The organism is Streptomyces morookaense (genome assembly GCF_013030945.1).
Classification (GTDB): Bacteria; Actinomycetota; Actinomycetes; order Streptomycetales; family Streptomycetaceae; genus Streptomyces; species Streptomyces morookaensis.
Genome location: NZ_JABBXF010000047.1, coordinates 85,973 through 112,900 on the forward strand (window position 1 = coordinate 85,973; position 26,928 = coordinate 112,900).

General features: G+C 72.6%; 23 protein-coding genes. 17 read left to right on the forward strand and 6 right to left on the reverse strand.

The window, feature by feature from the left end:
• The first annotated feature begins 42 nt into the window (after positions 1-42).
• The 6 genes from HG542_RS21295 to HG542_RS21320 all read left to right on the forward strand — a co-directional run bounded on the left by HG542_RS21295 (position 43) and on the right by HG542_RS21320 (position 7,815).
• Entirely contained in the window at positions 43-510 is a 468-nt protein-coding gene (locus tag HG542_RS21295; RefSeq protein WP_171083831.1) for a cobalamin B12-binding domain-containing protein, read from the forward strand.
• The gene (locus HG542_RS21300; RefSeq protein ID WP_171083834.1) at positions 507-3,707 is read left to right on the forward strand and encodes an FAD/NAD(P)-binding protein; all 3,201 of its coding nucleotides are present in this window, start codon (positions 507-509) and stop codon (positions 3,705-3,707) included. The genes HG542_RS21295 and HG542_RS21300 overlap by 4 nt, the downstream gene beginning before the upstream one ends.
• Positions 3,704-5,335 carry an acetate--CoA ligase gene (locus HG542_RS21305; protein ID WP_171083836.1) on the forward strand — a complete coding sequence of 544 codons (1,632 nt, stop codon included), beginning with the start codon at positions 3,704-3,706 and terminating at the stop codon, positions 5,333-5,335. The genes HG542_RS21300 and HG542_RS21305 overlap by 4 nt, the downstream gene beginning before the upstream one ends.
• A 26-nt stretch (positions 5,336-5,361) precedes the next feature.
• Entirely contained in the window at positions 5,362-5,790 is a 429-nt protein-coding gene (locus HG542_RS21310) for a cupin domain-containing protein (protein WP_171083838.1), read from the forward strand.
• Between the two features lie 178 nt (positions 5,791-5,968).
• On the forward strand, positions 5,969-7,225 hold the full coding sequence (locus tag HG542_RS21315) for an MFS transporter (RefSeq protein WP_218039064.1): 1,257 nt from the start codon (positions 5,969-5,971) through the stop codon (positions 7,223-7,225).
• 5 nt (positions 7,226-7,230) lie between these two features.
• A complete protein-coding gene (locus HG542_RS21320; RefSeq protein WP_171083841.1) occupies positions 7,231-7,815 on the forward strand; it encodes a CGNR zinc finger domain-containing protein in 585 nt (194 codons plus the stop codon).
• A gap of 7 nt (positions 7,816-7,822) precedes the next feature.
• Here the strand turns inward: HG542_RS21320 and HG542_RS21325 are convergent, their stop codons facing one another.
• Entirely contained in the window at positions 7,823-8,695 is an 873-nt protein-coding gene (locus HG542_RS21325) for a LysR family transcriptional regulator (RefSeq protein ID WP_171083843.1), read from the reverse strand.
• Positions 8,696-8,815: 120 nt separating this feature from the next.
• On the opposite strand from HG542_RS21325, the gene gap reads away from it, so the two are divergent.
• On the forward strand, positions 8,816-9,838 hold the full coding sequence (gene gap, locus HG542_RS21330; RefSeq protein WP_171083845.1) for a type I glyceraldehyde-3-phosphate dehydrogenase: 1,023 nt from the start codon (positions 8,816-8,818) through the stop codon (positions 9,836-9,838).
• Here gap and HG542_RS21335 read toward each other — a convergent pair.
• From HG542_RS21335 to HG542_RS21355, 5 genes are read right to left on the reverse strand one after another with little or no spacing between them, the layout of a single operon-like run.
• Complete coding sequence (locus HG542_RS21335; RefSeq protein ID WP_171083847.1) at positions 9,835-10,407, reverse strand: GNAT family N-acetyltransferase; 573 nt, start codon at positions 10,405-10,407, stop codon at positions 9,835-9,837. The two genes, gap and HG542_RS21335, sit on opposite strands and share 4 nt — an antisense overlap.
• On the reverse strand, positions 10,404-12,449 hold the full coding sequence (locus HG542_RS21340; RefSeq protein WP_171083849.1) for a penicillin acylase family protein: 2,046 nt from the start codon (positions 12,447-12,449) through the stop codon (positions 10,404-10,406). The genes HG542_RS21335 and HG542_RS21340 overlap by 4 nt, the downstream gene beginning before the upstream one ends.
• Complete coding sequence (locus HG542_RS21345; RefSeq protein WP_227723191.1) at positions 12,446-13,267, reverse strand: ABC transporter ATP-binding protein; 822 nt, start codon at positions 13,265-13,267, stop codon at positions 12,446-12,448. The genes HG542_RS21340 and HG542_RS21345 overlap by 4 nt, the downstream gene beginning before the upstream one ends.
• A gap of 56 nt (positions 13,268-13,323) precedes the next feature.
• Positions 13,324-14,352, reverse strand: coding sequence for a FecCD family ABC transporter permease (locus HG542_RS21350; protein WP_171083853.1), 1,029 nt, complete (start codon positions 14,350-14,352; stop codon positions 13,324-13,326).
• Complete coding sequence (locus tag HG542_RS21355; RefSeq protein WP_171083854.1) at positions 14,349-15,416, reverse strand: FecCD family ABC transporter permease; 1,068 nt, start codon at positions 15,414-15,416, stop codon at positions 14,349-14,351. The genes HG542_RS21350 and HG542_RS21355 overlap by 4 nt, the downstream gene beginning before the upstream one ends.
• Before the next feature lie 118 nt (positions 15,417-15,534).
• On the opposite strand from HG542_RS21355, the gene HG542_RS21360 reads away from it, so the two are divergent.
• The 10 genes from HG542_RS21360 to HG542_RS21405 all read left to right on the forward strand — a co-directional run bounded on the left by HG542_RS21360 (position 15,535) and on the right by HG542_RS21405 (position 26,799).
• Positions 15,535-16,569, forward strand: a complete 1,035-nt coding sequence (locus HG542_RS21360) for an ABC transporter substrate-binding protein (protein WP_171083882.1) — start codon at positions 15,535-15,537, stop codon at positions 16,567-16,569.
• A 7-nt stretch (positions 16,570-16,576) separates the two neighbouring features.
• The gene (locus tag HG542_RS21365; protein ID WP_171083856.1) at positions 16,577-17,422 is read left to right on the forward strand and encodes a siderophore-interacting protein; all 846 of its coding nucleotides are present in this window, start codon (positions 16,577-16,579) and stop codon (positions 17,420-17,422) included.
• Between the two features lie 231 nt (positions 17,423-17,653).
• Positions 17,654-19,189, forward strand: coding sequence for a pyridoxal phosphate-dependent decarboxylase family protein (locus HG542_RS21370; RefSeq protein ID WP_171083857.1), 1,536 nt, complete (start codon positions 17,654-17,656; stop codon positions 19,187-19,189).
• 41 nt (positions 19,190-19,230) lie between these two features.
• Positions 19,231-20,529, forward strand: coding sequence for a lysine N(6)-hydroxylase/L-ornithine N(5)-oxygenase family protein (locus tag HG542_RS21375; RefSeq protein WP_171083860.1), 1,299 nt, complete (start codon positions 19,231-19,233; stop codon positions 20,527-20,529).
• Complete coding sequence (locus HG542_RS21380) at positions 20,526-21,092, forward strand: GNAT family N-acetyltransferase (RefSeq protein ID WP_171083862.1); 567 nt, start codon at positions 20,526-20,528, stop codon at positions 21,090-21,092. Before HG542_RS21375 ends, HG542_RS21380 begins: the two co-directional genes overlap by 4 nt.
• Entirely contained in the window at positions 21,089-22,876 is a 1,788-nt protein-coding gene (locus HG542_RS21385) for an IucA/IucC family protein (RefSeq protein ID WP_171083864.1), read from the forward strand. The genes HG542_RS21380 and HG542_RS21385 overlap by 4 nt, the downstream gene beginning before the upstream one ends.
• Positions 22,873-24,381, forward strand: a complete 1,509-nt coding sequence (locus HG542_RS21390; RefSeq protein ID WP_229922673.1) for an MFS transporter — start codon at positions 22,873-22,875, stop codon at positions 24,379-24,381. Before HG542_RS21385 ends, HG542_RS21390 begins: the two co-directional genes overlap by 4 nt.
• Positions 24,382-24,555: 174 nt before the next feature.
• Positions 24,556-25,689: an acyl-CoA dehydrogenase family protein gene (locus tag HG542_RS21395; RefSeq protein WP_171083866.1), complete on the forward strand. Its 1,134-nt coding sequence runs from the start codon at positions 24,556-24,558 to the stop codon at positions 25,687-25,689.
• Positions 25,686-25,952 carry a MoaD/ThiS family protein gene (locus HG542_RS21400; RefSeq protein ID WP_171083868.1) on the forward strand — a complete coding sequence of 89 codons (267 nt, stop codon included), beginning with the start codon at positions 25,686-25,688 and terminating at the stop codon, positions 25,950-25,952. Before HG542_RS21395 ends, HG542_RS21400 begins: the two co-directional genes overlap by 4 nt.
• Position 25,953: 1 nt before the next feature.
• Positions 25,954-26,799, forward strand: coding sequence for a hypothetical protein (locus tag HG542_RS21405; RefSeq protein WP_171083870.1), 846 nt, complete (start codon positions 25,954-25,956; stop codon positions 26,797-26,799).
• The last annotated feature ends 129 nt before the right edge of the window (positions 26,800-26,928 follow it).

The window sequence follows — 26,928 nt, forward strand, 5'->3', positions numbered from 1 at the left end:
TCCGAGAAAACGCCAACGACCCGGAAAAAACGGGGGGTTCACATGTCAGTCCCGGTTCGGCACAAGAGGCGCATCGTCCTCTCGACCGTCTCCTCCGACTCCCACACCTGGAACCTGGTCTTCCTGCAGCTGCTCCTGGAGGAGGGCGGCTACGAGGTGCACAACCTCGGCGCCTGCGTCCCCGACGAGGTGCTGGTCGAGGCGGTCCGCAGGCACCGGCCCGACGCGGTGGTGATCTCCTCGGTGAACGGGCACGGCCACCTGGACGGCGCCCGCATGATCCGGGTGCTGCAGGCCGACGCGGACCCGGACGTGGCCGGGGTGCCGGTGATGATCGGCGGGAAGCTGGGGATCCGGGGCGCGGCCGACGCGGATCTGGCCGGGGAGCTGATCGCGGCCGGCTTCCGCGCCGTGTTCACCGAGGGGGCCGACCCGGCCGACTTCGGCCGGACCCTGAACGAGCTGGCCGGTGCCGGTGCCCTCACGGCCGACGAGGCGGTGGCGGCATGAGCGCGGAGCTGCGGAACCGCCCGGCGGCCGACATCCAGAGCTACGTCGAACAGGCCGCGCAGGAAGGCCGGCTGGTGGTCCAGCCGCGGATGGGGATGTCCGGGCCGGCCGAGATGGCCGCCGGGCTGCGGGCGGTCGCCGCCGCCCGGGCCCGCACCGTCGGCACCATGACGATCGACTCCTACACCCGCGTCGAGGACATCGCCGGGGCCCGGGCGGCCCTGGCCGAGGGGAAGCACCTCAACGGCTTCCCGATCGTCAACCACGGCCCGGTGACGACCGCACGGGTCGCCGCCGCCACCGGGCACCGCATCCCGGTCCAGGTCCGGCACGGCTCGGCCCGGCCCGCCCATATCTTCGACGCGATGGTGGCCGCGGGGCTGTCGGCCTCCGAGGGCGGACCGGTCTCGTACTGCCTCCCCTACTCCCGGCTGCCGCTCGCCGAGGCGATACCGGCCTGGGCGGACGCGACCCGCCGGTTCGCCGAGGGCACCGCGGCCAACGGACTCCGCGCCCACCTGGAGACCTTCGGCGGCTGCATGCTCGGCCAGATGTGCCCGCCGTCGCTGCTGGTGGCGATCAGCGTGCTGGAGGCCATGTTCTTCGCGCAGCACGGCCTGACCTCCGTGTCCCTGTCCTACGCGCAGCAGACCCATCCGGTGCAGGACATCGAGGCGCTCGCCGCGCTGCACCACCTCGCCGAGACGTTCCTGCCGGCCGACGTGGCCCGCCACGTGGTGCTCTACACCTACATGGGCGTGTACCCGGGCACCGAGGCCGGGGCCGGGCTGCTGCTCGACACCTCCGCCCAGGTCGCCGTGCGCGGCGGCGCCCAGCGCCTGATCGTCAAGACGGCGGCCGAGGCGCACCGCATCCCCACCGTCGGGGAGAACATCGCGGCGCTGGAGCGGGCCACGCGCAAGGGGCGCGAGGCGCTGACGGAGGAATGCGAGCTGCCCTGGGCCCGCCAGGTCGACTACGAGACCGTCTACACCGAGGCGTTGGCGCTCATCGAGGCCGTACTGGGCCTCGGCCCGGACATCGGGCCGGCCCTGCGGAAGGGCTTCGCCACCGGGCTGCTGGACGTGCCCTTCTGCCTGCACCGCGACAACACCGGTGCCGCGCAGGGGACGATCGGCGACGACGGGCGGCTGCGCTGGGCGAAGACGGGTGCGATGCCGCTGCCGGCGCACTCCTCCTCCACCGCGAGGGCGGTCACCTCCGCCCGGCTGCTCGGCATGCTGCGCTACACCGCCGACAGCCACGACCAGGCGGCGGCCGCCCTGGACGCCGCGGCCCCCTACCGGATCGCGATCGTCGGCTCCGGCCCGCGCGGCCTGTCCGTCGCCGAGCGGCTCGCCGCCCGGCTGCAGGGCGAACACCCCGGCCGCGACGTGGAGATCAGCATCGTCGACAAGGTGCAGGTGGGCGCCGGCCGCGTCTGGCGCACCGGTCAGGACACCTCCTTCCTGATGAACACCGCGTGCGGAGAGGTCACGATGTTCTCCGGCCCGATGGACGACGGCCCCGTGCGCGCCGGTGCCGGACCGACCCTGGCCCAGTGGTGGTCCACGGCCCGTCCCGCCGACTACCCGGGCCCGGACGCCTACGCACCGCGCGCTCTGTACGGCGAGTACCTGCAGTTCCACCTGGACGCGATCGAGACCTCGCTGCCGGCGCGCGTCCGCCTGAGACGGGTCGCCGGTGAGGTCACCGGCGCGCAACGCGACGGCGGCACCTGGCAGTTGTCGTTCGCCGACGGGGATCAGCTGACCGCCGACCGGGTCGTCATGACCACCGGCCACCCCGTCACCGAGCTCTCCGCCGACCAGGCCGGGCTCGCCGCCTTCGCCGGGGCCCGCCCGCAGCTGCGCTACATCCGCGGCGACAGCGCCGCCGACATGCCCCTGAGCGGCATCGCCCCCGGGGCACGGGTCGCCGTGCTCGGCATGGGCCTGTCCTTCTACGACGTCACCGCCGCCCTGACCTGCGGCCGCGGCGGCCGGTTCGAGGACGACGGACACGGCGGGCTGCGGTACGTCCCCTCGGGACGCGAACCCCGGCTCGTCGCCGGCTCCCGCTCCGGGGTGCCGCTCCCGGCCCGCGGCCGGAACCAGAAGGGTCCGGACTGGCGTTACACGGCACGGCTGTTCACCCCGCAGCGCATCAGGGCCCTGCGCTCCCGCGGCCCGCTCGACTTCCGCCGCGACGTGTGGCCGTGGCTCGACGCCGAGATGCAGCTCGTCTACTACGCCACGGCGGTCCGCGGCCGCTACGGGACCGAGGTGGAACACGCCTACACCGACAGCGTCGTCGCCGAGATCGCGGCGGCCGGTGCGGACGCCGCCGAGCAGACGGCCCGGCAGCTGGCCGAGCGCTTCGGCCTGGACCTCCTGCCGCCCCTGGACGTGAACCGCCTGGCCCGCCCGTTCGCCGGCTGCCGATTCGACAGCGCGAAGGAATACGCCGCCGCGCTGGCCGAGTTGATCACGGCCGATGTCGAACAGGCCCGCCGGGGCAATCTCGACGGTCCTCTCAAGGCCGCCCTGGACGTCCTGCGGGACGTGCGCGGCACCATCCGGCTGGCCGTCGACCACGGAGGCCTCACGGCCGCGTCGCACCGCGAGGATTTCCTGGGCTGGTTCGGCCCGGTGAGCTCCTTCCTGGCGGCCGGTCCCCCGATGGTGCGGCTGGAGCAGACCCTGGCGCTGATGGACGCCGGGATCCTCGAAGTCGCCGGTCCGGACGCCCGGTTCGGGGCCGACGAGGACGCCGGGGCGTTCGCGGTGTCGTCCGGCCAGATCGACGAGGCGCCGCAGCACTGCGAGGTGCTGATCGACGCCCGGATCCCCGGCCCCGACCTCGCCCGCGACCCCGCTCCGCTCACCCGCTGCCTCACCCGTGCCGGCCTGTGGACCTCGTGGGCGAACACCGCGGGCGGCCGGAGCTTCGACACCGGGGGCGTCGCCGTCACCGCGTCCCCCTACCGGCCGGTCGACGCCGACGGCACGGCCGCCGACGGGATGTACGTGCTCGGCATCCCCACGGAGGGCCAACGGTGGTTCATGCAGGTCGGGTCCTCCCGGCCCGGCCCCTGGACCGAGTTCACGAAGGACGCCGACGCCATCGCCGCCGACGCCCTGGCAGGCCTCCGGCAGACCGCCCGGACCCGCGCCCTGGAAGGAGCGAACCGATGACGCGCCCCGAGGACGCATACGACCGGATGCGCCGCACCGCGGCCCACACGATGTTCCGCCGCAGCCGCGACCTCCTGCTGGACCTCCGCACGGATCTGGACGCCGCCCGGGCGGCCTTCACCTGGCCGAGGCCGGAGACGTTCAACTGGGCGCTCGAATGGTTCGACGTCGTCGCCGCAGGCAACCCGCGGCCGGCGCTGGAGCTGGTGCAGCCCGGCGGCGGCACGACGACGGTGACCTACCAGGAGCTGTCGGCCCGCTCCGACCAGCTCGCCAACTGGCTTGCGGGGCAGGGCATCGGCCGCGGCGAGCGGGTGATGATCGCCCTCGGCCAGCAGACCGAGCTGTGGGAGACGCTGCTCGCCTGCCTGAAGACCGGTGCCGTGGTCATCCCGGTCTACACGTCGCTGACCCGGGCCGAGGCCGAGGACCGCACCGGGCGGGGCCGGGTGCGCCACGTGATCTGCCGGAGCGACCTCACGGACCTGTTCGCCGGCCTCCCGCTGGCGACCCGCACGGCGGTCGGCGCGCCGGTGCCCGGCTGGGCCGACTACGCCGCCTCGTACACCGCCGAAGAGCGATTCGTCCCCTCCGTCCCCACCCCTGCGACGGATGTGGCCTTCGCCTACTTCACCTCCGGCACCACCTCGGCACCGAAGCTCGTCACCCACACCCACAGCTCGTACCCCGTAGGGCACTTGTCGTCGATGTACTTCAACGGGCTGCAGCCCGGCGACCGGCACCTGAACGTCTCGGCGCCCGGCTGGGCCAAACACTCCTGGTCCAGCTTCTTCGTGCCGTTCACCGCCGAGGCCACGCTGGTCGTCCTGCCGGACGAGGGTGTCGGCCCCGGCGACCTGCCGGGCCTCCTGGCGGCGCGGGACGTCACCAGCCTGTGCGCCCCGCCCTCCCTGTGGTCCCGGCTCGCCCGGCACCTCGACGCCGCCGCCCCGCGGCTGCGGGAGGCGACCAGCGCGGGCGAGCCGCTCCCCGCCGAGATCGCCGACGCGGTCGAGCGGGCGTGGGGGGTGCCGGTCCGCGACGGCTACGGCCAGACGGAGACCACGGCCCTGATCGGCACCACACCCGGCATGCCCCGCCGTCCCGGGTGGCTCGGCAGACCGCTGCCCGGCTGGGACGTCCGCACCGACGACGGCCTGGTGTGCGTGGACCTCTCCGCCGATCCGGTGGGCATGATGGCCGGCTACGACCCCGTGGCCACCCCCTCCGCGCCGCCCGTGGGCACCGGGACGTACCTCACCGGCGACGTCGGCGAGACGGGCCCGGACGGCTGCATCCGGATCCTCGGCCGCTCCGACGACGTGTTCAAGTCCGGCGGCCACCGCGTCTCCCCCTACGAGCTCGAAGCCGTGCTCCGCTCCCATCCCGCCGTGCGCGAGGCCGCCGTCGTCCCCGCGGCGCACCCCACCCTCGGCAGGGCCGCCCACGCCGTCGTCGAACTGACCGCCGAACGGGCCACGACAGCAGACGAGTTGCTCGCCCACGTGGACGCCCGCGTCACCCGCGCCCTGCGCGTCCACAGCATCGCCTTCACCGACCGGCTCCCCCGCACGGCGTCCGGCAAGGTCCGCCGCGCCGCCCTGAGCACCGCCCCCGCCCGCTCCTGAACCTCCGCGCCCCCGAGGAGAGACCCATGTCCGTCACCGTCCCCGCCGCCCCCGCCCGGCCCGCACCGCCTGCGGCCCTGGCGTCGTCGCTGCCCGTGATCCTGCGCAGCATCGAGGAACGCGGCCTCGCGTTCGAGGAGTTGACGTTCGCCCCGCTGACCGCGGACGGCCGCACCGGCGTCGGCATCCACCGGCTGTACACCACCGAGGAGACCGGGGCCGGCGGCCCGGCCGCCGGCATCGTCCGCTACGAGCCCGGCGCCGCCACCGTGCCGCACCGGCACCAGGGCTACGAGATCATCTACGTCTTCGAGGGGCAGCTGGAGACCGAGGCGGGCGCCCATCCGGCCGGAAGCATGCTGGTCATGAGCCCGGGTTCCGTCCACGCCCCGCGGTCGGCGGACGGCGCCGTCCTGCTGGTGGTGTGGGAACAGCCGGTGCTCCCGCTCCGCTAGGGCGGCGGACAAGCACGGTTCACGATTCCCGAACGGGCGTTGCCGTCCGCCGACATCGCCTTGAGGCAGGACGGACGGCCCCCGCATCATCTCGGTAAGCAATCAAACCCCTTACCCGAGGCGCTTGTTGCCCCACGTAAGCACTCCGACCCCTTTCGGACTTCAGAAGGAGCCCGTCGTGTCCCTGTCCCTCACCCGGCCGAAAGCCCCGGAAGTGCAGCCCGCACGGGCCCGCACCTTCGGCCCCCGCCACCGGTGGACGATCCTCGGCATCGGCATCGCCTCGCAGGCCGCGTTCTCCGCCGCCTTCCAGGGCATCCCGACCACCTCGACCGCCATGCGCAGCGCCTACCACCTGACCAACGGCTCGCTCGGCATCGTGCTCGCGGCGATCTCGCTGGGCATCGCCGTCTCCGAGATCGCCTGGGGCATCTGGACCGACCGGTTCGGTGAGCGCCGCATCCTGCTGACGGGGCTCATCACCACCGGCATCGTCCTCGGCGTCATGGCCCTGGCCGTCGTCCCCACCGCCTCGGGCGTCCCCGCCATCGGGATGCTCGCCGGAGGGCTGCTCCTCGTCGGCGCACTCGGCGGATCCGTCAACGGCTCCTCCGGCCGGGCCGTGATGGCCTGGTTCAAGGACGGGCAACGCGGACTGGCCATGAGCCTGCGGCAGACCGCGATCCCGGCCGGCGGCGCCATCGGTTCGGCGCTGCTGCCCTGGCTCGCCGTCGGCTTCGGCTTCCGGGCGGTCTACGGCATCCTCGCGCTGTTCTGCTTCGCCGCCGCCGTCGCCACCCACCGCTGGATGCACTCGCCCGAGGAACCGGCCGCCGCCCCCGGCGCGGCCGCCGCGGCTGCCGACACCTCGCAGGTCTCCCCGCTGAAGGACCGCAACGTCTGGCGACTCGCCCTGGCGTCCGGCCTGTTGACCATCCCGCAGTTCGCGATCCTCACCTTCATCGGCGTCTTCCTCCACGACGCGCACCACGCCGCGCTCGCCGTCGGCGCGTCCGCCGTCGTCATCGTGCAGGTGGGCGGGGCCGCCGCCCGTGTGGCGTCGGGGCGCTGGACGGACAAGCACGCGGGCAGCAGGCGGCCGTACGTACGGGCCGTCGGCCTCGCCGCCACCGTCGCCCTGGCCGCCGCTGCCGCACTGACCCACGGGCCCACGTGGGCGGTGGTCGCCGCCCTGGTCGTCAGCGGTATCCTCGCCAACGCCTGGCACGGCGTCGCCTACACGGAGATCGCGCACATGGCCGGGGCCCAGCGGGCCGGCACCGCCCTCGGGCTGGAGAACACCACGGTCTTCGCCGCCGGGTTCCTCGCCCCCCTGATGGTGCCCGTCCTGGCCGGAGCGTCCTGGTCCCTGGTGTGGATCGTCTGCGCCGTCGCCACGCTGCTGGCCGTCCCCCTCGCGCCGGGAAGGAAGTGAACCCCGTGGCCGCCTCCTCGGACCTGCGCTTCGACACCGGCCGCCTCTGCCTGGACCTGCTCGCCACCGTCGGCGGCCGGCTGTCCACCAGCCCGGTGGAACGCCTGGACGGCGTGGCACGGCTGGTGACCTGGCTGCACCGCACCGGCCTGCTGCCCGCGGGCCAGGAAGCCGACGTCGACGCCGCCTGGCTGCAGGACTTCAAGGCCCTGCGCGGCCGGCTGCACCGCATCGTCCACAGCGAGCTCCGGGGCGGACAGGCCGCCGCGCACGACATCGACGAGCTCAACCGGACCGCCGCCGCCCGGCGGCCCGCCGAGGTCCTCACCCGTGACACCGACGGCACGCTGCTCCGCCGCCTGGCCGAGCCGGTCCGGTGCGACCGGCTGCTGGCCGTCGTCGCCGAGGACGCGATCCGGCTCCTCGGCTCGGACGAACGGAAGGACCTGCGCATCTGCGCAGGCCCCACCTGTGACCTGGTCTACCTCGACACCTCCCGCGGGCGGCGGCGCCGCTGGTGCTCGCCCGCCGCCTGCGGCAACCGCCACTACGTCGCGGCCCACCGGGCCCGGAAGGCGGAGACGGCGTGAACGCCGCTCACCGGTCCTCGCCCACGGAGGCGGACTGCAGCCGCTGCAAGTGCCCCACCACGGCCGGCGGGCAGGCGTCCGGGTTCCAGATCGCATCGGTCACCACGGTGTGGGACGTGCGCAACGGCAGCTCCACCAACTGCCCGCCCGCCAGGAAGGGTTTGGCCGCCACCATCGGCAGCAGCCCGACCCCCAGGTTCGACAGGGCCGACGACTTCACCCCCTCCACGCTGCCGACCTGCAGCACGTCGACCTTCGGCAGCCGGTCGAGGAACTCACGCTCCACGATCTCCCGGTACGCGCAGCCCGGAGCGGTGAGCAGCACGCGCCGGGGTCTTCGGGCCGCCTCCGGAGTGCCGATCAGGACGACCTTCTCCTCCCACAGCCTCCGCTGCGTCCCCCCGTCCCGCCGCTCCGAAGTCGCCTGCTCCCGCACGCCGTTGATGAGCACCACCTCATGGCGCCCCGCGGCCACCTGCTCCCGTAACGCCCCGACCGGAGCGGCCTCGACCTCGACCTTCAGCTCGGGCATCAGCCGGTTGAGCATCCGCAGGAACACGGGCAGCCGGTACGCGCAGACCGACTCCGTCGCCCCCAGGCGCAGCGACTGCACCCGGCCGTCCTCGGACGCGGCCACCGCGGCCCTCGCCCTGGACAGCTCCTCCAGCACCGTCTCCGCATGCTTCAGCAGTGCGGCGCCCGACATCGTCAGCGGGTGCCCCGGCTTCGACCGGTCGAACAGTTTCGCACCCAACGACCTTTCCAGCCCCTGGACATGGCCGGTCACGGTCGAGCGCGCATAGCCCAGCCTGGTGGCCGCCGCGCTCATGCTGCCCTCCCGGGCAGCCACCGCGAACGTCTCCAGCCAGCGAAACTCCATGTATCCCCCACCTCCGTGTGGACATGACTAACACACGATCGTGAGCACCAGTGGACGATCCGTAAACATTCCGCGGGTTCTCTTTACACAAATCAAGTAAACCCAGAAAGGGCAGGACTTATGACCATCCGGCTGGCAATCAACGGCTTCGGACGCATCGGACGGACAGTGGCCCGTGCGGCATTACAACGGGCCGCGGTGGAGGTCGTCGCCGTCAACGACCTCGCCGACCCGGCAATGCTCGCCCACCTCCTGCAATACGACTCGGTGTACGGCCGCCTGGAGCACGAGGTCACGGCCGACGGCGAGGCCCTGACGGTCGGGGGGCACCGCATCCGGACGTTCCGCGAACAGGACCCCGCGCGGCTTCCCTGGGGCGAACTCGGCATCGATGTCGTCGTCGAATCCACCGGTGTGTTCACCGACGCACAGGACGCAGTACGTCATCTCCGGGCCGGCGCAGGCCGCGTCATCATCTCCGCCCCGGCGAGCAACGAGGACCTGACCGTGGTGATGGGCGCCAACTCGGGCACCTATGACGGGAGTCAGCGGATCGTCTCCAACGCATCCTGCACCACCAATTGCGCCGCGCTCATGGCCCGCGTGCTCCACGACGGCTTCGGCGTCGAGCGCGGTCTGCTGACCACCGTGCACGCCTACACCAACGACCAGCGCCTCCACGACCTGCCGCACCACGACTACCGCCGCGCCCGCGCCGCGGCGTGCAACATCATCCCCACCGGCACGGGCGCCGCCCGGGCGATCGGCAAGGTGCTCCCGGAGCTGGCGGGACGGCTGGACGGGATGGCGCTGCGCGTGCCCGTCGCGGTCGGCTCGGCCGTCGACCTCACCGTCGAACTGAGCCGCCAGGTCACGGCGGACGAGGTCAACGCAGCCTTCCGCAAGGCCGCAGAGGGCGAACTGGAGGGGATGCTGCTCTACTCGGAGGCGCCGATCGTCTCGTCCGACATCGTGGGCTCCTCGGCCTCCTGCACCTTCGACGCCCCGCTCACCATGATCGGCGAGGCCCGGCCGGGGCGGGGCTCCTTGGTCAAGGTCATGGGTTGGTACGACAACGAAGCGGGCTTCTCGCACCGCACGCTGGATCTGGCGGAACTCCTTGGTACGGCACCCATCCATTAAGCGCTGCTTGATCGCGCCCCGTCAGCCTGACGGGGCTCAAGGAACATCAACCGCGCCCGCTTCTCCGGAAGTTCGATCTCCGGACCCCGCACAAACCCCGTCCGCTCCAAGCGCGCAATGGCCTTCGCATTGCGCGCGTCCGGCTCGGCCACGATCCGCCGCCGCTGCGGATCCCCGGCCAGCACCCAGCCCAGGAACACGGACAGCAGCACCTCCGTGAAGCCCGGCTCCGGAGCGCCGGACACCGGGCCCACCAGCAGGTGGATGCCGAAGTCGCCGGGCTGCACGGCGTAGCACTCGCCGACCGGGTCGTGCTCCGGTTCGTACGTCTGGAAAAGAGCCACGGGCCGGCCGTCGCGGTGGATCAGGTACGCGTGGTGCGTGCTCAGCGAGTCCAGGTACTCGTAGATCTCCAGGACCCGCTCGCGGCCCGCCTCCCGCATGCCCCAGAAGCGGGCGCGTTCCTCGCTCACCCAGGCGTGGATGAGGTCGATGTCGGCCGCGGGGTCGACCGGGCGGATGCCGACGGTGCCGAAGCCGTCGGCCTTCTCCTCGTACACGAAGTTCATGACGTGGTGCTCTTCCGTTCCATGGTCAGCCGGTCCCAGTCGGTGGTCACGGGGACGAGCTCCCCGCGCTGCCACAGCGGGAGCTGGTCGCGGTGATGGGGGTCGCCCGGCACGCCGGAGGCGCCGAGCGGGACGATCCAGCGGCTGTTGTCGCGCTGCGCGAGGTCCCACACATAGCGCGCCGCGGAGGACCGTGCCGCGCGGTGGGTCAGGCCCGGGACGTTCGATGCGGACATCACACAGTCGTGGTCGCCGGACAGGCCGGGCCACTCCTCCGGCTCGTCGGCGGGCAGCGCCTGCCAGGGCGCGAGGCGGTGTGCCTCGCCCCAGGCGGCCGCCGGCTCCCCGGCGGCCTCCTCGACCGCGGCCCGGACGGCCCCGGCCCGGTCCGCGGCCGGCAGCAGCCCGCCCGTCAGCAGCCCCTCCAGGGCATAGGCGATACGCGCCGTGAGCGACAACCAGGGCATGAACACCTCGGGATACGCCGGGGGTTCGGCCAGCGGCGCCAGCACCGGGTGGGCCGCGAGGCGCCGTACGACCGCCGACCGCACGGCGGCGTAGGCCATGGCGTCGGTGCTGCCGGCGTCCATGTGCCGGTCCCAGCGCAGAAGCCGGTCGCGCAGCGCGGCGGCCTCGGGGCTCAGTCCGTCCAGCCCGCCCAGCAGCTCCAACAGCGGCCCGGCCGAGGCGAGATACGTGTCGCGGTGCACGGCCGCCATGGCGTCCGCCGTCCACGCCTCCGGCCCGTCGAGCAGCTGCCGGATGCGTACGGCGCGGTGCGGCGCCGCGAACTCGACGCCCAGCGGCGTCGCGATGCCGCGCGCGTTCGCCATCACGGCCACGCCGTCGACGGTCTCGCGCGGCAGCTCCTCGTGCCAGCCGCGCCACGTGTGCTCCGGTTCCCAGGCGGGTACGACCCGCAGGCGGTTGTCCGGGTGCCGGACCGGTACCGCGCCCGCGACGCGGTGCAGCAGCCAGCCCCCGGTGTCCGCGGCCAGGACGACGTTCACGGGCTCCGCCCATGCGTCGAGCGCCCGGTCCACGTCGGCGACCGTCCTCGCCCGCAGCAGTGCGGGGAGGGCGGCGAAGCCCAGGTCCTCGCGGACGCGCGGCGGGCAGCGGAGGCTGATGGTCTCGTCGGCGTCCACCACGACGACGCCGCGCTCCGTCTCGATCACCTCGACCTCGACCGGGTCTCCCCCGGCCACCTCGATCGTCTCGGTGTGCGCGGCGGCGGGCCGCCAGCCCTCCGGGCCGAGCGCCTCCACCTGCGTCCCGGTCCGGCGCAGCCGTTCGCGGTAGAGGTCCTGGTAGTCGGCCATGGCGTTGGTGATGGCCCAGGCCACGCCGCCGGTGTGCCCGAAGTGGGCGATGCCGGGGACGCCGGGGACGGCGAGGCCCACCACGTCGAACTCGGGGCAGGAGAGCCGGATCTGCTGGTAGATGCCCGGGGCCTCGATGAAGCGGTGCGGGTCGCCCGCGACGACGGCGGCACCGGTGGCGGTGCGGTCGCCCGCGACGAGCCAGCCGTTGCTGCCGGACGCGTGGGGGCCGTCCGTGGCGAACAGGCCGACCGCCCCGGGCCCGAGCGTCCGCGCGACGTGCTCGCGCCACAGCTTGGCGGGGAAGCCCGCGAAGAGGAGGTGGTGGGACAGCCACACGGCGAGCGGTGTCCACGGCTGCCACGCCCCGGGGACGAGCCCGGTGGCCGCGAACTCCGGTGCCCGGCCGACGCCTTCGGCGAGGCCCGCGTTCACGCCGTCGACGTAGCGCCGGACCCAGTCCGCGGTCTTCGCATCCAGTCTCGCGAAACAGCGCCGCGCGGTGTCGGCCAGCCGCGTCCGCCGGGCGAGGCGGTCCCAGCCCACGGCCGCGGCCCCGAGGAAGGACGCCGAGGTGCCCTGCGCGCGGTGCCGTTCGACTTCCAGCTGCCAGGCGCGGTCGACGGCGGCGTTGTGGCCCTGGGCGAAGACGAGTTCACCCGCGTCGTCCGCGCGCAGGTGCGGGATGCCCCAGGGGTCGCGGTACACCTCGAACGTCATGCCTTGCCTCCTGCCGTCACGCGTCGCCGGGCGGCCGGGACGACGAGCGGCGTGCCCGTCTCCGGGTCGTCGATGACCCGGCAGGGCAACCGGAAGACCTCTTCGACCAGTTCGGCCGTCACCACGTCGCCGGGCGCGCCCTCGGCGACCACCCGCCCGTCGCGCATGGCGATCAGGTGTGTGGCGTAGCGGGCGGCCTGGTTGAGGTCGTGCAGGACGGCCACCAGCGTGCGGCCCTGCTCCTCGTGCAGGCGCGCGCACAGGTCGAGGATCTCCAGCTGGTGGGCGATGTCGAGGTAGGTCGTGGGCTCGTCGAGGAGCAGCAGCGGCGTCTCCTGGGCAAGGGCCATGGCGATCCACACGCGCTGCCGCTGGCCGCCCGACAGTTCGTCGACCATCCGGTCGGCGAGCTGCCCGACCCCGGTGGCCTCCATGGACCCGGTGACGACACGCTCGTCCTCGGGCGACCACTGGCGCAGCAGTTTCTGGTGCGGGTAGCGGCCGCGGGCGACGAGTTCGGCGACCGTGATGCCGTCGGGGGCGATCGACGACTGGGGCAGCAGGCCCAGCGTGCGGGCGACCTGCTTGGCGGGCAGGGAGGCGATGTCCTGCCCGTCCAGCAGGACGGTCCCGGCCGCGGGCTTCAGCGTGCGCGACAGGGCCCGCAACAGGGTCGACTTTCCACAGGCGTTGGGCCCGACGACGACCGTGAAGGACTGGTCCGGGACGGCTACGGTCAGGCCCTCGGCGATGGTCCGCTGCTCGTAGGAAAGGGTCAGGTCGCTGCCGCTGAGCCGCGGTGCGCCGTGGGGTGCCATGGTCCGTACTCCGTTCACACGTGTCGTGGTGGCGCCTAGGGCGTGTCCGAGGCTGCTCATATCCGGCCCGCCCTGCGTTCGGCGGCGAGCAGCCAGACGAGGTAGCCGCCGCCGAGCACGCCCGTCACCACACCGACCGGCAACTGGTGGCCGGAGAATGCCTGCTGCCCGATCAGGTCGGCGCCGACGAGCAGGGCCGCGCCGGTTGCCATGGAGGCGAGCAGGTTCGGGCCGGGCGACTTCGTCAGCCGCTTGGCCAGCTGGGGTGCGGTGAGGGCGACGAAGTTGACCGGTCCGGCGGCGGCCGCCGCGAAGGAGGCCAGCAGGACGGCGGCGGCCAGCAGCACCAGGCGCAGCCGCTCGACCGGGATGCCCAGCCCGCCGGCCGCGTCGTCGCCCATCTCCATCATGCGCAGCGGGCGGCTGCAGCCGAGGAGTACGACGGGGACCAGCACGGCCATCACGACGAGCAGCGGCAGCACGTCCTTCCAGCCGCGGCCGTCCAGACTGCCGGTGAGCCACAGCACGGCCCGTGCCGCATCCATCAACTGGCCGCGCGTCAGCAGGTAGCCGTTGACGCCGGTGAGGATGGCGGCCATACCGATGCCGATGAGCACCAGCCGCTGCCCGTGCACTCCTTGCCGCCAGGCGAGCAGGTAGATGACGGCGCCGGTGGCCAGGCCGCCGGCGACCGCGCCCGTCGCGAGGGCGAGGCTGCTGCCCCCGGCGACGACGACGGCGAGCGCGCCGACCGCCGCACCCTGGGTGAAGCCGAGCACGTCCGGGCTGCCGAGCGGGTTGCGGACGAGCGACTGGAACAGCGCACCGGCCAGCGCGAGGGCGGCGCCGACGAGCAGGGCGGTGACGACGCGGGGCAGGCGCAGTTCGTTGACGATGAAGTCGTGCGCGGGGTCGCCGTCCCCGACGAGGCTGCGGACGACGTCCGCCGGGCCGATCGGGTAGTCGCCGCTGCCGAGCGCGAACACGGCCAGGACGAGCGCCAGTACGGCGCATCCGGTGCCCGCGGCGAGCGCGCGCGGGCGGAAGCGGACGGAGCGGCCGCCCGCGAAACGGATGACGCTCATGCGCGCACCGCCTTTCCGCGCCGCACGAAGTACAGGAACAGCGGCCCGCCGAGCACGGCCGTCACGATGCCCACCTGGAGTTCACCGGGCCGGCCCAGCACCCGGCCGAGCACATCCGCGCCGAGCAGCAGCACGGGCGCGAGCACCGCGCAGTAGGGCAGCATCCAGCGCAGGTCGGGGCCGGTCAGGGTGCGGACGAAGTGGGGCACCATCAGCCCTACGAACACGATCGGCCCGCAGGCCGCGGTGGCCGCTCCGCACAGGAGCGTCACGGCGGCGATGGAGGCCGCGCGGGTGAGGGCGGGGCGGGCGCCGAGGGCGCGGGCCGCGTCGTCCCCGAGGGCCAGGGCGTTGAGCGGCCGGGCCAGGGCGAGGGCGATCAGCAGGCCCGCGGCGATGAACGGCAGCACCTTCAGCACGGTCGACGGCCGGGCGTCGGCGAGCGAACCGACCGTCCAGAAGCGCATCTTGTCGAGCGAGGCGGTGTCCAGCAGCATCACGGCGCTCACGTACGAGTAGAGGGTGGCGTTGAGCGCCGCACCGGCGAGCGCGAGCCGGGCCGGGGTCGCCCCACGGCCGCCGCCCACCGCGTAGAGCAGGACCGAGACGGCTCCCGCTCCGGCGAGGGCGAACCACACATAGCCGTTGAAGGTGGCCACGCCGAGGAAGGAGGCCGCGGAGGCCACAGATGCGGAGGCGCCCGCGTTGATGCCCATCAGGCCGGGGTCGGCGAGCGGGTTGCGGGTGAGCGCCTGCATCACGCAGCCGGCCAGGCCGAGGGCGGCACCGGCCAGCAGGCCGAGCAGCGTGCGGGGCAGGCGCATCTTGTGGACGACGGTGTAGGCCGGGGAGCTGCTGTCGAAGAGCCCGTGCCACACCTCGGCGGGCGAGAGCTGCTTGGCACCGAACCCGATGCTGAGCACCACGACGGCCAGCAGGACCAGCAGGGAGCCGGCCAGTCCGGCGGCGCGCAGGGAGGCGCGGGTCCTGCCGGGCGGACCTCCGCGCGAGGGCGGTGGCGCCGTCGAAGCCGCTGGGGCTTGCGGTGACTTGGTGACAGGCACGGGCGTGCTCCGGGTCACGGGGAGCGGTGGCCACCCCCACTGGACAGCAGTTTAGGTTAGGTTAACCTAATATCGCTCTGGGCCTCAGAGCCACCCCCGACGCGTGAGAGACACACCCATGCCGCACAACAGCCCCACCCGCCTCTCCCGCCGCGGCCTGCTCACCGCGGGCGGCGTCGCCGCCTTCGGCGCCCTCCTCACCGCCTGCGGAGGCAGCGGCGGTTCGGGCTCGTCCGCCAAGGAGGGCGACGGCGGCGGCAGCTGGTCCTTCACCGACGACCGCAAGAAGAAGGTCACCGCCAAGTCGGCGCCGAAGCGCATCGTCGCCTTCACCGGCACCGCGGCCGCCCTCGTCGACTTCGGCCTCGACAAGGAGATCGTCGGCGTCTTCGGCGAGACCAAGGACAAGGACGGCAAAGCCGTCCCGCAGGCCGGGGACCTGAACGTCGACAAGGTGACGGTGCTCGGCAACGCCTGGGGCGAGTTCAGCATCGAGAAGTACGCGGCCCTGCGCCCCGAGCTCCTCGTGACGCACATGTTCAACGAGGGCGCGCTCTGGTACGTCCCGGACGAGAGCAAGGACAAGATCCTGGGCCTCGCCCCGAGCGCCGCCATCCGCACCGCCCGCGTCCCCATGACCGAGCCCATCAGGCGCTACGCCGAGCTGGCCGAGTCCCTCGGCGCCGACCTGAAGGCCAAGAAGGTCACCGACGCCAAGGCCCGCTTCGAGGCCGCCGCCGAGACGCTGCGCAAGGCCGCCAAGGCGAGCGGCGGACTCAAGGTCATGGCGGCTTCCGCCAGCCCCGACCTGCTCTACGTCTCCAACCCCAAGTCCAACTCGGACCTCATGTACTTCGCCGAGCTCGGCGTCGATCTCGTCGTCCCCGAAAAGCTGGACGAGGGCGGCTACTTCGAGGGCCTCAGCTGGGAGAACGCCGGCAAGTACAAGGCCGACCTGATCCTGCTCGACAACCGCGACGGTCAGCTGCAGCCCAAGGCGCTCGCCGACAAGCCCGCCTGGGCGGAGCTCCCCGCCGTCAAGGCGAACCAGATCACCCCGTGGGACTCCGTGCCCCGCTTCTCGTACGCGGGCGCCGCCCCGCTGCTCGAAAACCTCGCCAAGGCCATCCAGGATGCCAAGAAAGTGAGCTGACGTTCCCATGACGACCGCCACCGTCGCCGGACAGTTCCGCTTCTTCGACGCCCATGTCGTCCGCAGCCGGCGCCTCGGCCCCTCCATGGTCAGGATCACCTTCGGCGGAGAACAGCTGAGGGAGTTCGCCGGAGGCGGCCGCGACCAGAGCTTCTCGCTGTTCCTCCCGCAGCCGGGGCAGAGCACCCCGGTGCTCCCCGCGACCCACGGCGAGGGCCGGCTCGCGGAATGGCGGGCCATGGACCCGGCGGTGCGGGCCGTCATGCGCTCGTACACGGTGCGCGAGCAGCGCCGCGAACAGGCCGAGGTGGACGTCGACTTCGCGCTGCACGGAGACCTGGGCCCCGCGTCGCGCTGGGCCGGACGGGCCGGGAGCGGTGACCCGGTCGTGCTGCTCGGGCCGGCCGTCGAGGACAACAGGAGCGTCGGCTTCCGTCCGCCGCCGGGCACCGACTGGGTGCTCATCGCGGCCGACGAGACCGCGCTGCCCGCGGTCGGCGGCATCCTCGACTGGCTGCCGGCCGGGGTGCGCGCCCGGGTCTGGATCGAGGTCCAGCACGCCGACGACGTCCTGGACCTGCCGTGTGCGGGCGACGCCGAGATCACATGGCTCGTCCGCGACCATGCCCCCGGACCGCGCCCCGCCCTCCTCGTGGACGCGGTCCGGGCTGCGGTGCTCCCTGGCGGGATGCCGTATGCGTGGATCGCGGGGGAGTCGGGGGCGGTCAAGGCGTTGCGCCGGCATCTTGTGGGCGAGCGCGGGATCGACCGCAAGAGGGTGCATTTCTCGGGGTATTGGCGCCTGGGCGCCTCGGAGGAGGACCTGCGCGCGGAGGCGCTGGCGGCGGCGTGAGCCGATACCCCTGCGGGGGGGCTGCGCCCGGTATACCTGCGCGCCGTCCGCTGGCCCGCGCCCCGTCTGGCCTGCGCCCCGTAAGGGGCGCGGGGAACTGCGCGAGCAACCACAGCCGACCCGCAGCCGACCCGCCGGCGGGGATCCGGGGCGCAGCCCCCGCAGAGGCACTGCGGATCAAGTTAGGTTAGGCTTACCTAAGTCAAGCCCGACGAACCGTTGAGGACTGTCATGACTTTCCAGGGGCGTTCGCACCTGTTCAACGACCGCAACGTCGACCACTACCGACGCTCCCTGACCGACGGAGTCACCCGCGTCGCCACCCGAATCGCCCGCACCGAGCGCCCGTTCACCGGCGTCACCCCGGACGAACTGGCCCCCGAGATAGCCGGGATCGACCTGGAGCGGCCGCTGAGCGACCCTGCCGCAGCCCTCGACGAGTTGGAGAACGTCTACCTGCGCGACGCGGTCTACTTCCACCACCCCCGCTACCTGGCGCACCTCAACTGCCCGGTCGTCATCCCCGCCCTGCTCGGCGAGGCCGTCCTCACGGCCGTCAACTCCTCGCTGGACACCTGGGACCAGAGCGCCGGCGGCACCCTCATCGAGCGCCGCCTGATCGACTGGACCGCCGGCCGCATCGGCCTCGGCGAGGCCGCCGACGGCGTGTTCACCAGCGGCGGCAGCCAGTCCAACTTCCAGGCCCTGCTGCTCGCCCGCGAAGAGGCCTTCGCCCGCGCCGCCGCCGCGGCCGCCTACGCGGGGACCACGCTCTCCAAACACGACTTCCTCCCCCGGCTGCGCATCCTCGCCTCCGAGGCGGGCCACTTCAGCGTCCAGAAGTCCGCGAAGATGCTCGGCCTCGGCATGGACGCCGTCGTCACCGTCGAGACCGACAAGGACCGCCGCATGCGGCCCGCGGCGCTCGCCCGCGAGCTCGAGCGCTGCCGCGCCGAGGACCTCGTCGTCATGGCCGTCGTCGCCACGGCCGGCACCACCGACTTCGGCTCCATCGACCCGCTGCCCCGCATCGCGGACCTGTGCGCCTGGGCCGGCGTCTGGCTGCACGTGGACGCCGCCTACGGCTGCGGCCTGCTCGCCTCCCCCACCCGGCGCCACCTTCTCGACGGCATCGAGCGCGCCGACTCCGTCACCGTGGACTTCCACAAGTCCTTCTTCCAGCCGGTCAGTTCGAGCGCCGTCCTGGTCCGCGACGGCTCCGTCCTGCGGCACGCGACCTACTACGCGGACTACCTCAACCCGGCCCGTATGGCCGAACAGCGCATCCCCAACCAGGTCGACAAGAGCATCCAGACCACGCGCCGCTTCGACGCCCTCAAACTCTGGCTGACCCTCCGCATCATGGGCGCCGACGCGATCGGCGCACTCTTCGACGAGGTCGTCGACCGCGCCGCCCAGGCCCACGACCTGCTGGCCGACGATCCCCGCTTCGAGGTCGTCACCAAGTCGCAGCTGAGCACCGTCGTCTTCCGCTACCTGCCCCCGGCCGGCCCCGGGCGCGAACTGGCCGACGACGCCAACCTCCACGCCCGCGAGGCCATCGCCGCCTCCGGCGACGCCGTCGTGGCCGGCACCAAGGTCGACGGCCACCACTACCTGAAGTTCACCCTGCTCAACCCCGAAACCTCGCTGGACGACATCGCGCACGTCCTGGAACTGCTGGCCGAGCACGCGGGCCGGTTCGTCAACAAGAAACTCGGCGTCACCGAGAACTCCGGCCCCGAACTGCACCGCAAGGCCGGCTGACCGCCCCCTCGTCCCGCACGCCTCCGCACGAAAGACCACGCATGTCCACCCATGACTTCATCGCGATCGGACTCGGCCCCTACAACCTGGGCCTCGCCTGTCTGACCGAACCCCTCGGCGAACTCGACGGCCTCTTCCTGGAGAGCAAGCCGGAGTTCGACTGGCACCCGGGGATGCTGCTGGACTTCGCCACGCTGCAGACGCCCTTCATGGCCGACCTCGTCACGCTGGCCGACCCCACCTCGCCCTACTCCTTCCTCAACTACCTGAAGGAATCGGGGCGGCTGTACTCCTTCTACATCCGCGAGATCTTCTACCCGGTCCGCAGCGAGTACAACGACTACTGCCGCTGGGCCGCCGCCAAGCTGAAGAACGTCCGCTTCGGCCACGAGGTGACGTCCGTCGAGTACGACGAGGCCGAGGGCCTCTACACCGTCCACTCGACCGTGGCCGGCACCGGGGAAACGGTTCACCACCGGGCCCGGCACCTCGTCCTGGGCACCGGCACCCCGCCGTTCGTCCCCGAGGCCTGCGAGGGCCTGGGCGGCGACCTGATCCACAACTCCGGCTACCTGGACGCCAAGGCGAACCTGCAGACGAAGGACAGCATCACCGTCGTCGGCAGCGGCCAGAGCGCCGCCGAGATCTACTACGACCTGCTGGACGGCACCGACACCCACGGCTACCGGCTCAACTGGGTCACCCGCTCCCCGCGGTTCTTCCCGCTCGAATACACCAAGCTCACCCTGGAGATGACCTCCCCCGAGTACGTGGACTACTTCCACGCCCTCCCCGAGGACACCCGCTACCGGCTGGAGACCGAGCAGAAGGGCCTGTTCAAGGGCATCGACGCGGAGCTCATCAACAACATCTACGACCTGCTCTACCAGAAGAGCCTGCGCGGCCCGGTCGCCACCCGGCTGCTCACCAACACCGCCCTGAACACGGCCTCGTACGACGAGGAGAGCGGCACGTACACGCTCGGCCTCCACCACGCCGAGCAGGAGCGGGACTTCACGCTCAGCACGCAGGGACTGGTCCTGGCCACCGGCTACCGCTACCGCGTCCCGGCCTTCCTGGAGCCCGTCCACGACCGCATCCGCTGGGACCGGCACGGCCGCTTCGACGTCGCCCGCAACTACAGCATCGACACCACCGGCCGCGGCATCTTCCTGCAGAACGCCGCCACCCACGCCCACAGCGTCACCTCGCCCGACCTGGGCATGGGCCCCTACCGCAACTCCTGGATCCTCCGCGAGTTGCTCGGCCGCGACGTCTACCCGATCGAGAAGTCCATCGCCTTCCAGGAGTTCGGCGCACCGCAGGGAGGCCTGGCATGACGTTCTCCTATGTGGACGACCGCATCGGCACCTTCACCCTGCGCCCCCTCGACCCCGAGGCCGACGCCGCCCTGCTGCACCCCTGGGTGACGCACCCCAAGGCCGCGTACTGGATGATGCAGGACGCGGACGTGGCCACGGTCGCCGCCGAGTACCGCAAGATCGCCGACAGCCCGCACCACGACGCCTTCGTCGGCATGCTCGACGGCACCCCCTGCTTCCTCGTCGAGCGCTACGACCCGGCCCGCGCCGAACTCGTCGGCCTGTACGAGCCGCAGGAGGGCGACGTCGGCATGCACTTCCTGTGCGCGCCGACCGACACCCCGGTGCACGGCTTCACCCGCGCCGTGATCACCACCGTCATGCACTGGCTCTTCACCGACCCCGCCCACCGGCGCGTGGTCGTCGAGCCCGACGTCCGCAACACGGCCGTGCACGGCCTCAACCTGGCCGTCGGCTTCGAACCCGCCGGCACCATCACCAAGCCCGAGAAGGACGCACTGCTGAGCTTCTGCACCCGGGAGCAGTTCGAGGCAGCAGTGACCCGAGGAGCAGCGCAGTGAACCCGCACGACGCCATCGCCCACCTCACCCCCGCCCACTGGGACCGCGCCAACCGGCTGCTGGTCCGCAAGGCGCTCGCCGAGTTCGCCCACGAGCGGCTGCTGACCCCCGAGCGGGTGGACGGCGAGCGGTACGCGGTCCGCAGCGACGACGGCGGCGTGGAGTACCGCTTCACCGCCCGCGTACTGATGCTCGACCACTGGCAGATCGATGCCGACAGCATCACCCGCCACCGCGTCTCCGACGACGCCGAACTGCCGCTCGACGCCATCGACTTCTGCATCGAGATGCGCGGCACGCTCGGCCTGAGCGACCAGATCCTCCCGGTCTACCTGGAGGAGATCAGCTCGACCCTCTCCGGCTCGGCCTACAAGGCGGCCAAACCGCAGATCACGGCGGCGGAGCTGGCCAAGGCCGACTTCCAGACCGTCGAGACGCACATGACCGAGGGCCACCCGTGCTTCGTCGCCAACAACGGGCGGCTGGGCTTCGGCGTGCACGAGTACCACGCGTACGCCCCCGAGGCCGCGAGCCCGGTCCGGCTGATCTGGCTGGCCGCGCACCGCGACCACACCACCTTCACGTCCGCCGCCGACATCGACTACGCACGGCTGATGCGCGAGGAGCTCGGCGAGGAGACCCTCGCCCGCTTCACGCGGACCCTCACCGGCCTCGGGCTCGACCCCGACGCCTACCTGCTGCTGCCCGTCCACCCCTGGCAGTGGTGGAACAAGTTGTCGGTCACCTTCGCCTCCGAGGTCGCCACGCAGCGCCTCGTCCTGCTCGGCCCGGGCGACGACGAGTACCTCGCCCAGCAGTCGATCCGCACCTTCTTCAACACCAGCCACCCGGAGAAGCACTATGTGAAGACGGCGCTCTCCGTCCTCAACATGGGCTTCATGCGCGGTCTGTCCGCCGCCTATATGGAGGCGACCCCGGCCATCAACGACTGGCTGGCGCAACTGATCGCCGCGGACGAGGTGTTCGCCCGTACCGGCCTGACGATCATCCGCGAGCGGGCCGCGATCGGCTACCGCCACCGCCAGTACGAGGCCGCCACCGACCGGTACTCCCCGTACCGCAAGATGCTGGCCGCCCTGTGGCGCGAGAGTCCCGTCCGCGACCTGGAACCCGGCCGGCGCCCGGCCACCATGGCCTCGCTGCTGCACACCGACGCGGAGGGCCGTTCCTTCGCGGCCGCCCTGATCGAACAGTCGGGCCTGGCACCCGAGGTGTGGCTGCGCCGCTACCTGGACGCCTACCTGGTCCCGCTGCTGCACAGCTTCTACGCCTACGACCTGGCGTTCATGCCGCACGGCGAGAACGTCATCATGGTGCTCGACGACAGCGGCACGGTCGAGCGGGTGATCTTCAAGGACATCGCCGAGGAGATCGTGGTGATGGACCCGGAGGCGGAGCTGCCGGCCGAGGTCCAGCGCGTCAGGGCGGCCATCCCGGAGGAGGAACGTCTCCTCTCGATCTTCACCGACGTCTTCGACTGCTTCTTCCGCTTCCTGAGCGCGGAGCTGGCGGGGGCGGGCGTCCTCGGCGAGGAGGGCTTCTGGCGGACGGTCGCGGAGTGCGTGGCGGACTACCGGAGTTCGGTCCCGCACCTCGCGGAGAAGTTCGAGCGGTTCGACATCTTCACGGAGGAGTTCGCGCTGTCCTGCCTCAACCGGCTCCAGCTGCGCAACAACCAGCAGATGGTCGACCTGTCCGACCCGTCGGCGGCGCTCCAGTTCGTCGGCACGCTCCGCAACCCGATCGCCCCGTTCGCCCCGTGACCGCCTCCACATCCGTCACGGCCACCGGGCCGGAAGCCACGCACCGGCTTCCGGCCCGGTGGCTCGTCCTCGCGGTGATCTGCCTCGCGCAGCTCGCCGTGATGCTCGACAACACCGTCCTGAACGTGGCGATCCCGTCCCTCTCCCGGGAACTGGGCGCGGGCAGCACCGGCATCCAGTGGGTGATCAACGCCTACTCGCTCGTCCAGGCCGGCCTGCTGCTGGCCTCCGGCAGCGCGGCGGACCGCTACGGCCGCAAACGGCTGCTGATGGCGGGGCTCGCGCTCTTCGGCGCCGGTTCGCTGGCGGCCGGACTCGCCGACTCCACGGCCCAGTTGATCGCCGCCCGCGGCGGCATGGGCATCGGCGGTGCCCTGCTGCTGACGACCACGCTGGCCGTCGTCATGCAGGTCTTCGACGCCGAGGAGCGCCCCCGGGCCATCGGCATCTGGAGCGCGGTGAGCGCCCTCGGCTTCGCGGCCGGGCCGCCGATCGGCGGCGTGATGCTGGCCCATTTCTGGTGGGGCTCGATCTTCCTCCTCAACGTCCCGGTCGTGGTGATCGGCCTGATCGCCGTCAAGATCCTCGTCCCGGAGTCGAAGAACCCGGGCAGCGGCCCGCCCGACCTGCTCGGCGCCCTCCTCTCCGCCGCCGGCATGACCGCGCTCGTCTACGCGATCATCCAGGTGCCGGAAACGGGCTGGGGCTCGGCGGAGGTGCTCGTACCGGCCGCGGCGGCCGTCGCCGCACTGGCCGCCTTCGCGGTGTGGCAGCTGCGGTGCGAACATCCCATGCTGGACCTGCACTTCTTCCGCGACCGGAGGTTCGTCGGAGCGGTCTCGGGCGTCGTGTTGATCACCTTCGGCAGCAGCGGCGTGCTCTACCTGCTCACGCAGCAGCTGCAGTTCGTCCGCGGCCACACCCCGCTGGAGGCGGGCCTGCGCATGGTGCCGTTCGCCGTCACCATCGTGGCCCTCAACTTCACGGGCATCGCCGCGCGCGTGGGCGCCCGCCTGGGCCGGCCGGCCTCCATCGCGACCGGCATGGGCCTGCTGGCGGCGGGCTTCGCCGTGGTCGCCTGCCTGACGACGGACGCCTACCCGCCCCTTCTGCTCGGCCTCCTCCTCATGGGCACGGGCTGCGCCCTCGCCAACCCCGCCATCGTCGAGGCGGTCATGAGCGCCATCCCCCAGGACAAGGCGGGTGCGGGGGCGGGCGTCGACGGCACGATGACCGAGGTCGGCAACAGCCTGGGCGTCGCCGTCCTGGGCGCGGTCATGAACTCCCGCTTCACCGCCCTCCTCCCGCCGGCCCTGGCAGGCGCCGCCTCCTTCCCCGCGGCCCGGGCGGCGGCCCCCACGGAGGCGACCCGCACGGCGGTCGTCGACGCCTTCTCCTCGGCCGTCCGCACCGCCCAACTGGCGGGCGCGGGCGCGGTACTGCTGGGCGGGTGCGTGGCGGCGGTGCTGCTGTGGCGGGCGGAGCGGGGGGAGGGGGGCGGCTGAGGCACTGCGCCCCCCGAACGCGCTCTCGGCGCACGCCGTCAACCGGCTCCCCACCGGCACCTCGGGCGCCCGTCCGTTCGCCCTGTGCACACGGGTGCCCCCGAATACACACTGAGAGCCGTAGGCCAGTGGTTCGCGCCAACGGGCGTGTGTGCACGGGGGGATGAGTCCGCCATGCGGATGAGCGAGGACGAGGTCGCCGGACTGGTCCGGTCGCGGTGGGGGGAGCTCCTGGCGGAGGTGGGGGACGGGGCCGTCGAGCGGTATGCCGAGGGCGTGCCCGTCCCCAGACGGGCCTTCGCCGCCGCCGGTGCCCTGGGGCTTCAGGCCTTCGCGCTCGAAGCGGACGCCGTCACCTGGGGGCGGGTGCTGGAGGAGATCGGGTACCTGTGCGCCGACCCGGCGTTCGCGACCGTGGTCAGCATCCACACGGGCATCGCGGGCCTGCTGCGCGCAACGGGCGACGAGCACCTCGCCGACGCATACGCAGTGCCGATCAGCCGCGGCGAATGCCTGCCCGCCCTGGCCTTCTCCGAGGGCACCGACCTCCTCTCCATGCGCACGGAACTCACCGCGTCCGGACCGGACTTCCGGCTCACCGGCAGGAAGGGCTTCATCACCGGCGGGCTGCTCGCGGACGTCTTCCTCACCTACGCCGCCACCGGGCAGGGCGACTTGGCGGCGTGCCTGGTGGCGGCGGACGACGACGGCGTCGAGGTGGAGCCGGCGCACGCCGCCGGCTTCCGGACGGCGGGCGCGGCGTCGGTGACGTTCGAGGACGTACGGATCCCGGCTGCCCGCGTCCTCGCCCCGGCCGACGGGCTGAGCCATGCGCAGCAGTACCTGAACGCCCGCCGCGTCGTCATCGCGTCGTTCACGACCGGCCAGATACGCAGGCTGCTGGAGGGCACGGTGGCCAGGCTCCGGGAGACCGTCCGCTACGGGCAGCCGCTCATGGACCTGCCCAACGTGCAGGCGGCCGTGGGGCGGATGTACATCGCCGTCGAGGCCTCCCGCGCGATCGTCCACCGGGCGCTGTCCCGGCTCGACGCGGGAACCGGCGACCCCGTCTTCGACCCCGTCGTCTCCGCCGCCAAGCACCACGTCACCGAACAGGCCCTGGCCGCCCTGAACGAGGCCTTCCGGGTCCTGGGCGGGCACGCCTACTTCGGTGATCCCCGCTACGGCATGTTCCTGCGCGAGGTCCACGGCCTGCTCGCGGGCGCGGGCACGCAGGACCTCCTCGAAATCAACCTCGGTATGTGTGCGGCCACTTGTGCAGCACGGAAAGGCGGCAACCCCACATGATCCTCCGGTTCAGCGGCGTCATGCTGCGTCTGGTGAACTATGAGCGCACCGTGCAGGTCGAGGCCGGCACCCTCGGCGCGGCCCTGGAGCAACTCGAAGCGCGCCACCCGCAGTTACGGTCGGTCCTGCGCGACGCGAACGGGCAGGTCCGCCGCAGCCACCAGCTCTTCCTCAACGGCGAACGGGTCGCCCGACCCGATCTCGGCATGCCGCTGGCGGAGGCCGACCAGGTCGAGTTCCTGACCGCCATCGCGGGAGGCTGACGTGACCGCAGCCGCCCGGGAGACCGCCTTCCGCGAACCCCTGTACCCCACCCGCTTCAGCCCGCTCCAACTCCGGCCGCGGACCCTGCTCGACCTGGCCGTCAACGGCCTCGCCCGCTGGCTCGCCGAGCACCTGACACCGTTCCCGCACCTCGTGCACAAACACCGGACGGCGATCGTCGTCCGCACCCTCCGCCTCGACTGCACCACCCCCGACCTGCGCTTCGCGGACACCCCCTGGCTCGACGTCCGGGCCCGGCTGGCCACCACCGGCTCGGGCGAGTGGCTCGTGCTGAGCCTGGCCTACGAGGCCGGAGGCCGCACCGCCGCCCGGGCCCGCCTCGTCCTGCGCGTGCTCGCCGTCGCCGAACCCGAAACCCTCTCCGCCGAGCCCGGCGCACTCCCCCCGGACCTCCTCGCCGGGTTCACCGAGGCCGAGCGCCTCCCACCGGACGCCCTGCGCGAACTGGCCCGCACCCGGCAGCCGTTCGGCCTGGGCACGGAACTCCTCGCCCCGCAGGAATGGGAGACCACGCTTTCCCGCAGCCAGTGCGAAGTGGCCGACCAGTGGTCGTTCATCGAGATGATCGAACTCGCGACGACCGCCCGCGAACGCCTCTCCACCACCACCGGCCCCGCCCTCCCGGCCGCCCACGCCCCGGTCCGCAGCCTCGCCGCGTTCTTCCAGCGCCCCATGTTCGTCTTCGACACCTGCCGCACCGTCACCCGCGCCCACCACGCGCCCCGGGGCGGCCGAACGGTCTTCCGCCACGACATCGGCCACGCGGCCCCGCCGCGGACGGCGGCGGCCGGCCTCCGGGTGTGGGAACTGCTGGACGCGGCGTGAGGCACCGGACACGAAAAAGGTCCAGGTCAGCGGGGCTGACCTGGACCTCATCGGAGCCGCCTTCGGGATTCGAACCCGAGACCTACGCATTACGAGACCGTGAGCGATCATGTTGCACGGTGCCGCGTG

Coding starts and splice junctions, on each gene's coding strand:
- HG542_RS21295 (WP_171083831.1), top strand. CDS start 43: ATGTCAGTCCCGGTTCGGCACAAGAGGCGCATCGTCCTCTCGACCGTC.
- HG542_RS21300 (WP_171083834.1), top strand. CDS start 507: ATGAGCGCGGAGCTGCGGAACCGCCCGGCGGCCGACATCCAGAGCTAC.
- HG542_RS21305 (WP_171083836.1), top strand. CDS start 3,704: ATGACGCGCCCCGAGGACGCATACGACCGGATGCGCCGCACCGCGGCC.
- HG542_RS21310 (WP_171083838.1), top strand. CDS start 5,362: ATGTCCGTCACCGTCCCCGCCGCCCCCGCCCGGCCCGCACCGCCTGCG.
- HG542_RS21325 (WP_171083843.1), bottom strand. CDS start 8,695: ATGGAGTTTCGCTGGCTGGAGACGTTCGCGGTGGCTGCCCGGGAGGGC.
- gap (WP_171083845.1), top strand. CDS start 8,816: ATGACCATCCGGCTGGCAATCAACGGCTTCGGACGCATCGGACGGACA.
- HG542_RS21335 (WP_171083847.1), bottom strand. CDS start 10,407: ATGAACTTCGTGTACGAGGAGAAGGCCGACGGCTTCGGCACCGTCGGC.
- HG542_RS21340 (WP_171083849.1), bottom strand. CDS start 12,449: ATGACGTTCGAGGTGTACCGCGACCCCTGGGGCATCCCGCACCTGCGC.
- HG542_RS21345 (WP_227723191.1), bottom strand. CDS start 13,267: ATGGCACCCCACGGCGCACCGCGGCTCAGCGGCAGCGACCTGACCCTT.
- HG542_RS21350 (WP_171083853.1), bottom strand. CDS start 14,352: ATGAGCGTCATCCGTTTCGCGGGCGGCCGCTCCGTCCGCTTCCGCCCG.
- HG542_RS21360 (WP_171083882.1), top strand. CDS start 15,535: ATGCCGCACAACAGCCCCACCCGCCTCTCCCGCCGCGGCCTGCTCACC.
- HG542_RS21365 (WP_171083856.1), top strand. CDS start 16,577: ATGACGACCGCCACCGTCGCCGGACAGTTCCGCTTCTTCGACGCCCAT.
- HG542_RS21370 (WP_171083857.1), top strand. CDS start 17,654: ATGACTTTCCAGGGGCGTTCGCACCTGTTCAACGACCGCAACGTCGAC.
- HG542_RS21375 (WP_171083860.1), top strand. CDS start 19,231: ATGTCCACCCATGACTTCATCGCGATCGGACTCGGCCCCTACAACCTG.
- HG542_RS21380 (WP_171083862.1), top strand. CDS start 20,526: ATGACGTTCTCCTATGTGGACGACCGCATCGGCACCTTCACCCTGCGC.
- HG542_RS21395 (WP_171083866.1), top strand. CDS start 24,556: ATGCGGATGAGCGAGGACGAGGTCGCCGGACTGGTCCGGTCGCGGTGG.
- HG542_RS21400 (WP_171083868.1), top strand. CDS start 25,686: ATGATCCTCCGGTTCAGCGGCGTCATGCTGCGTCTGGTGAACTATGAG.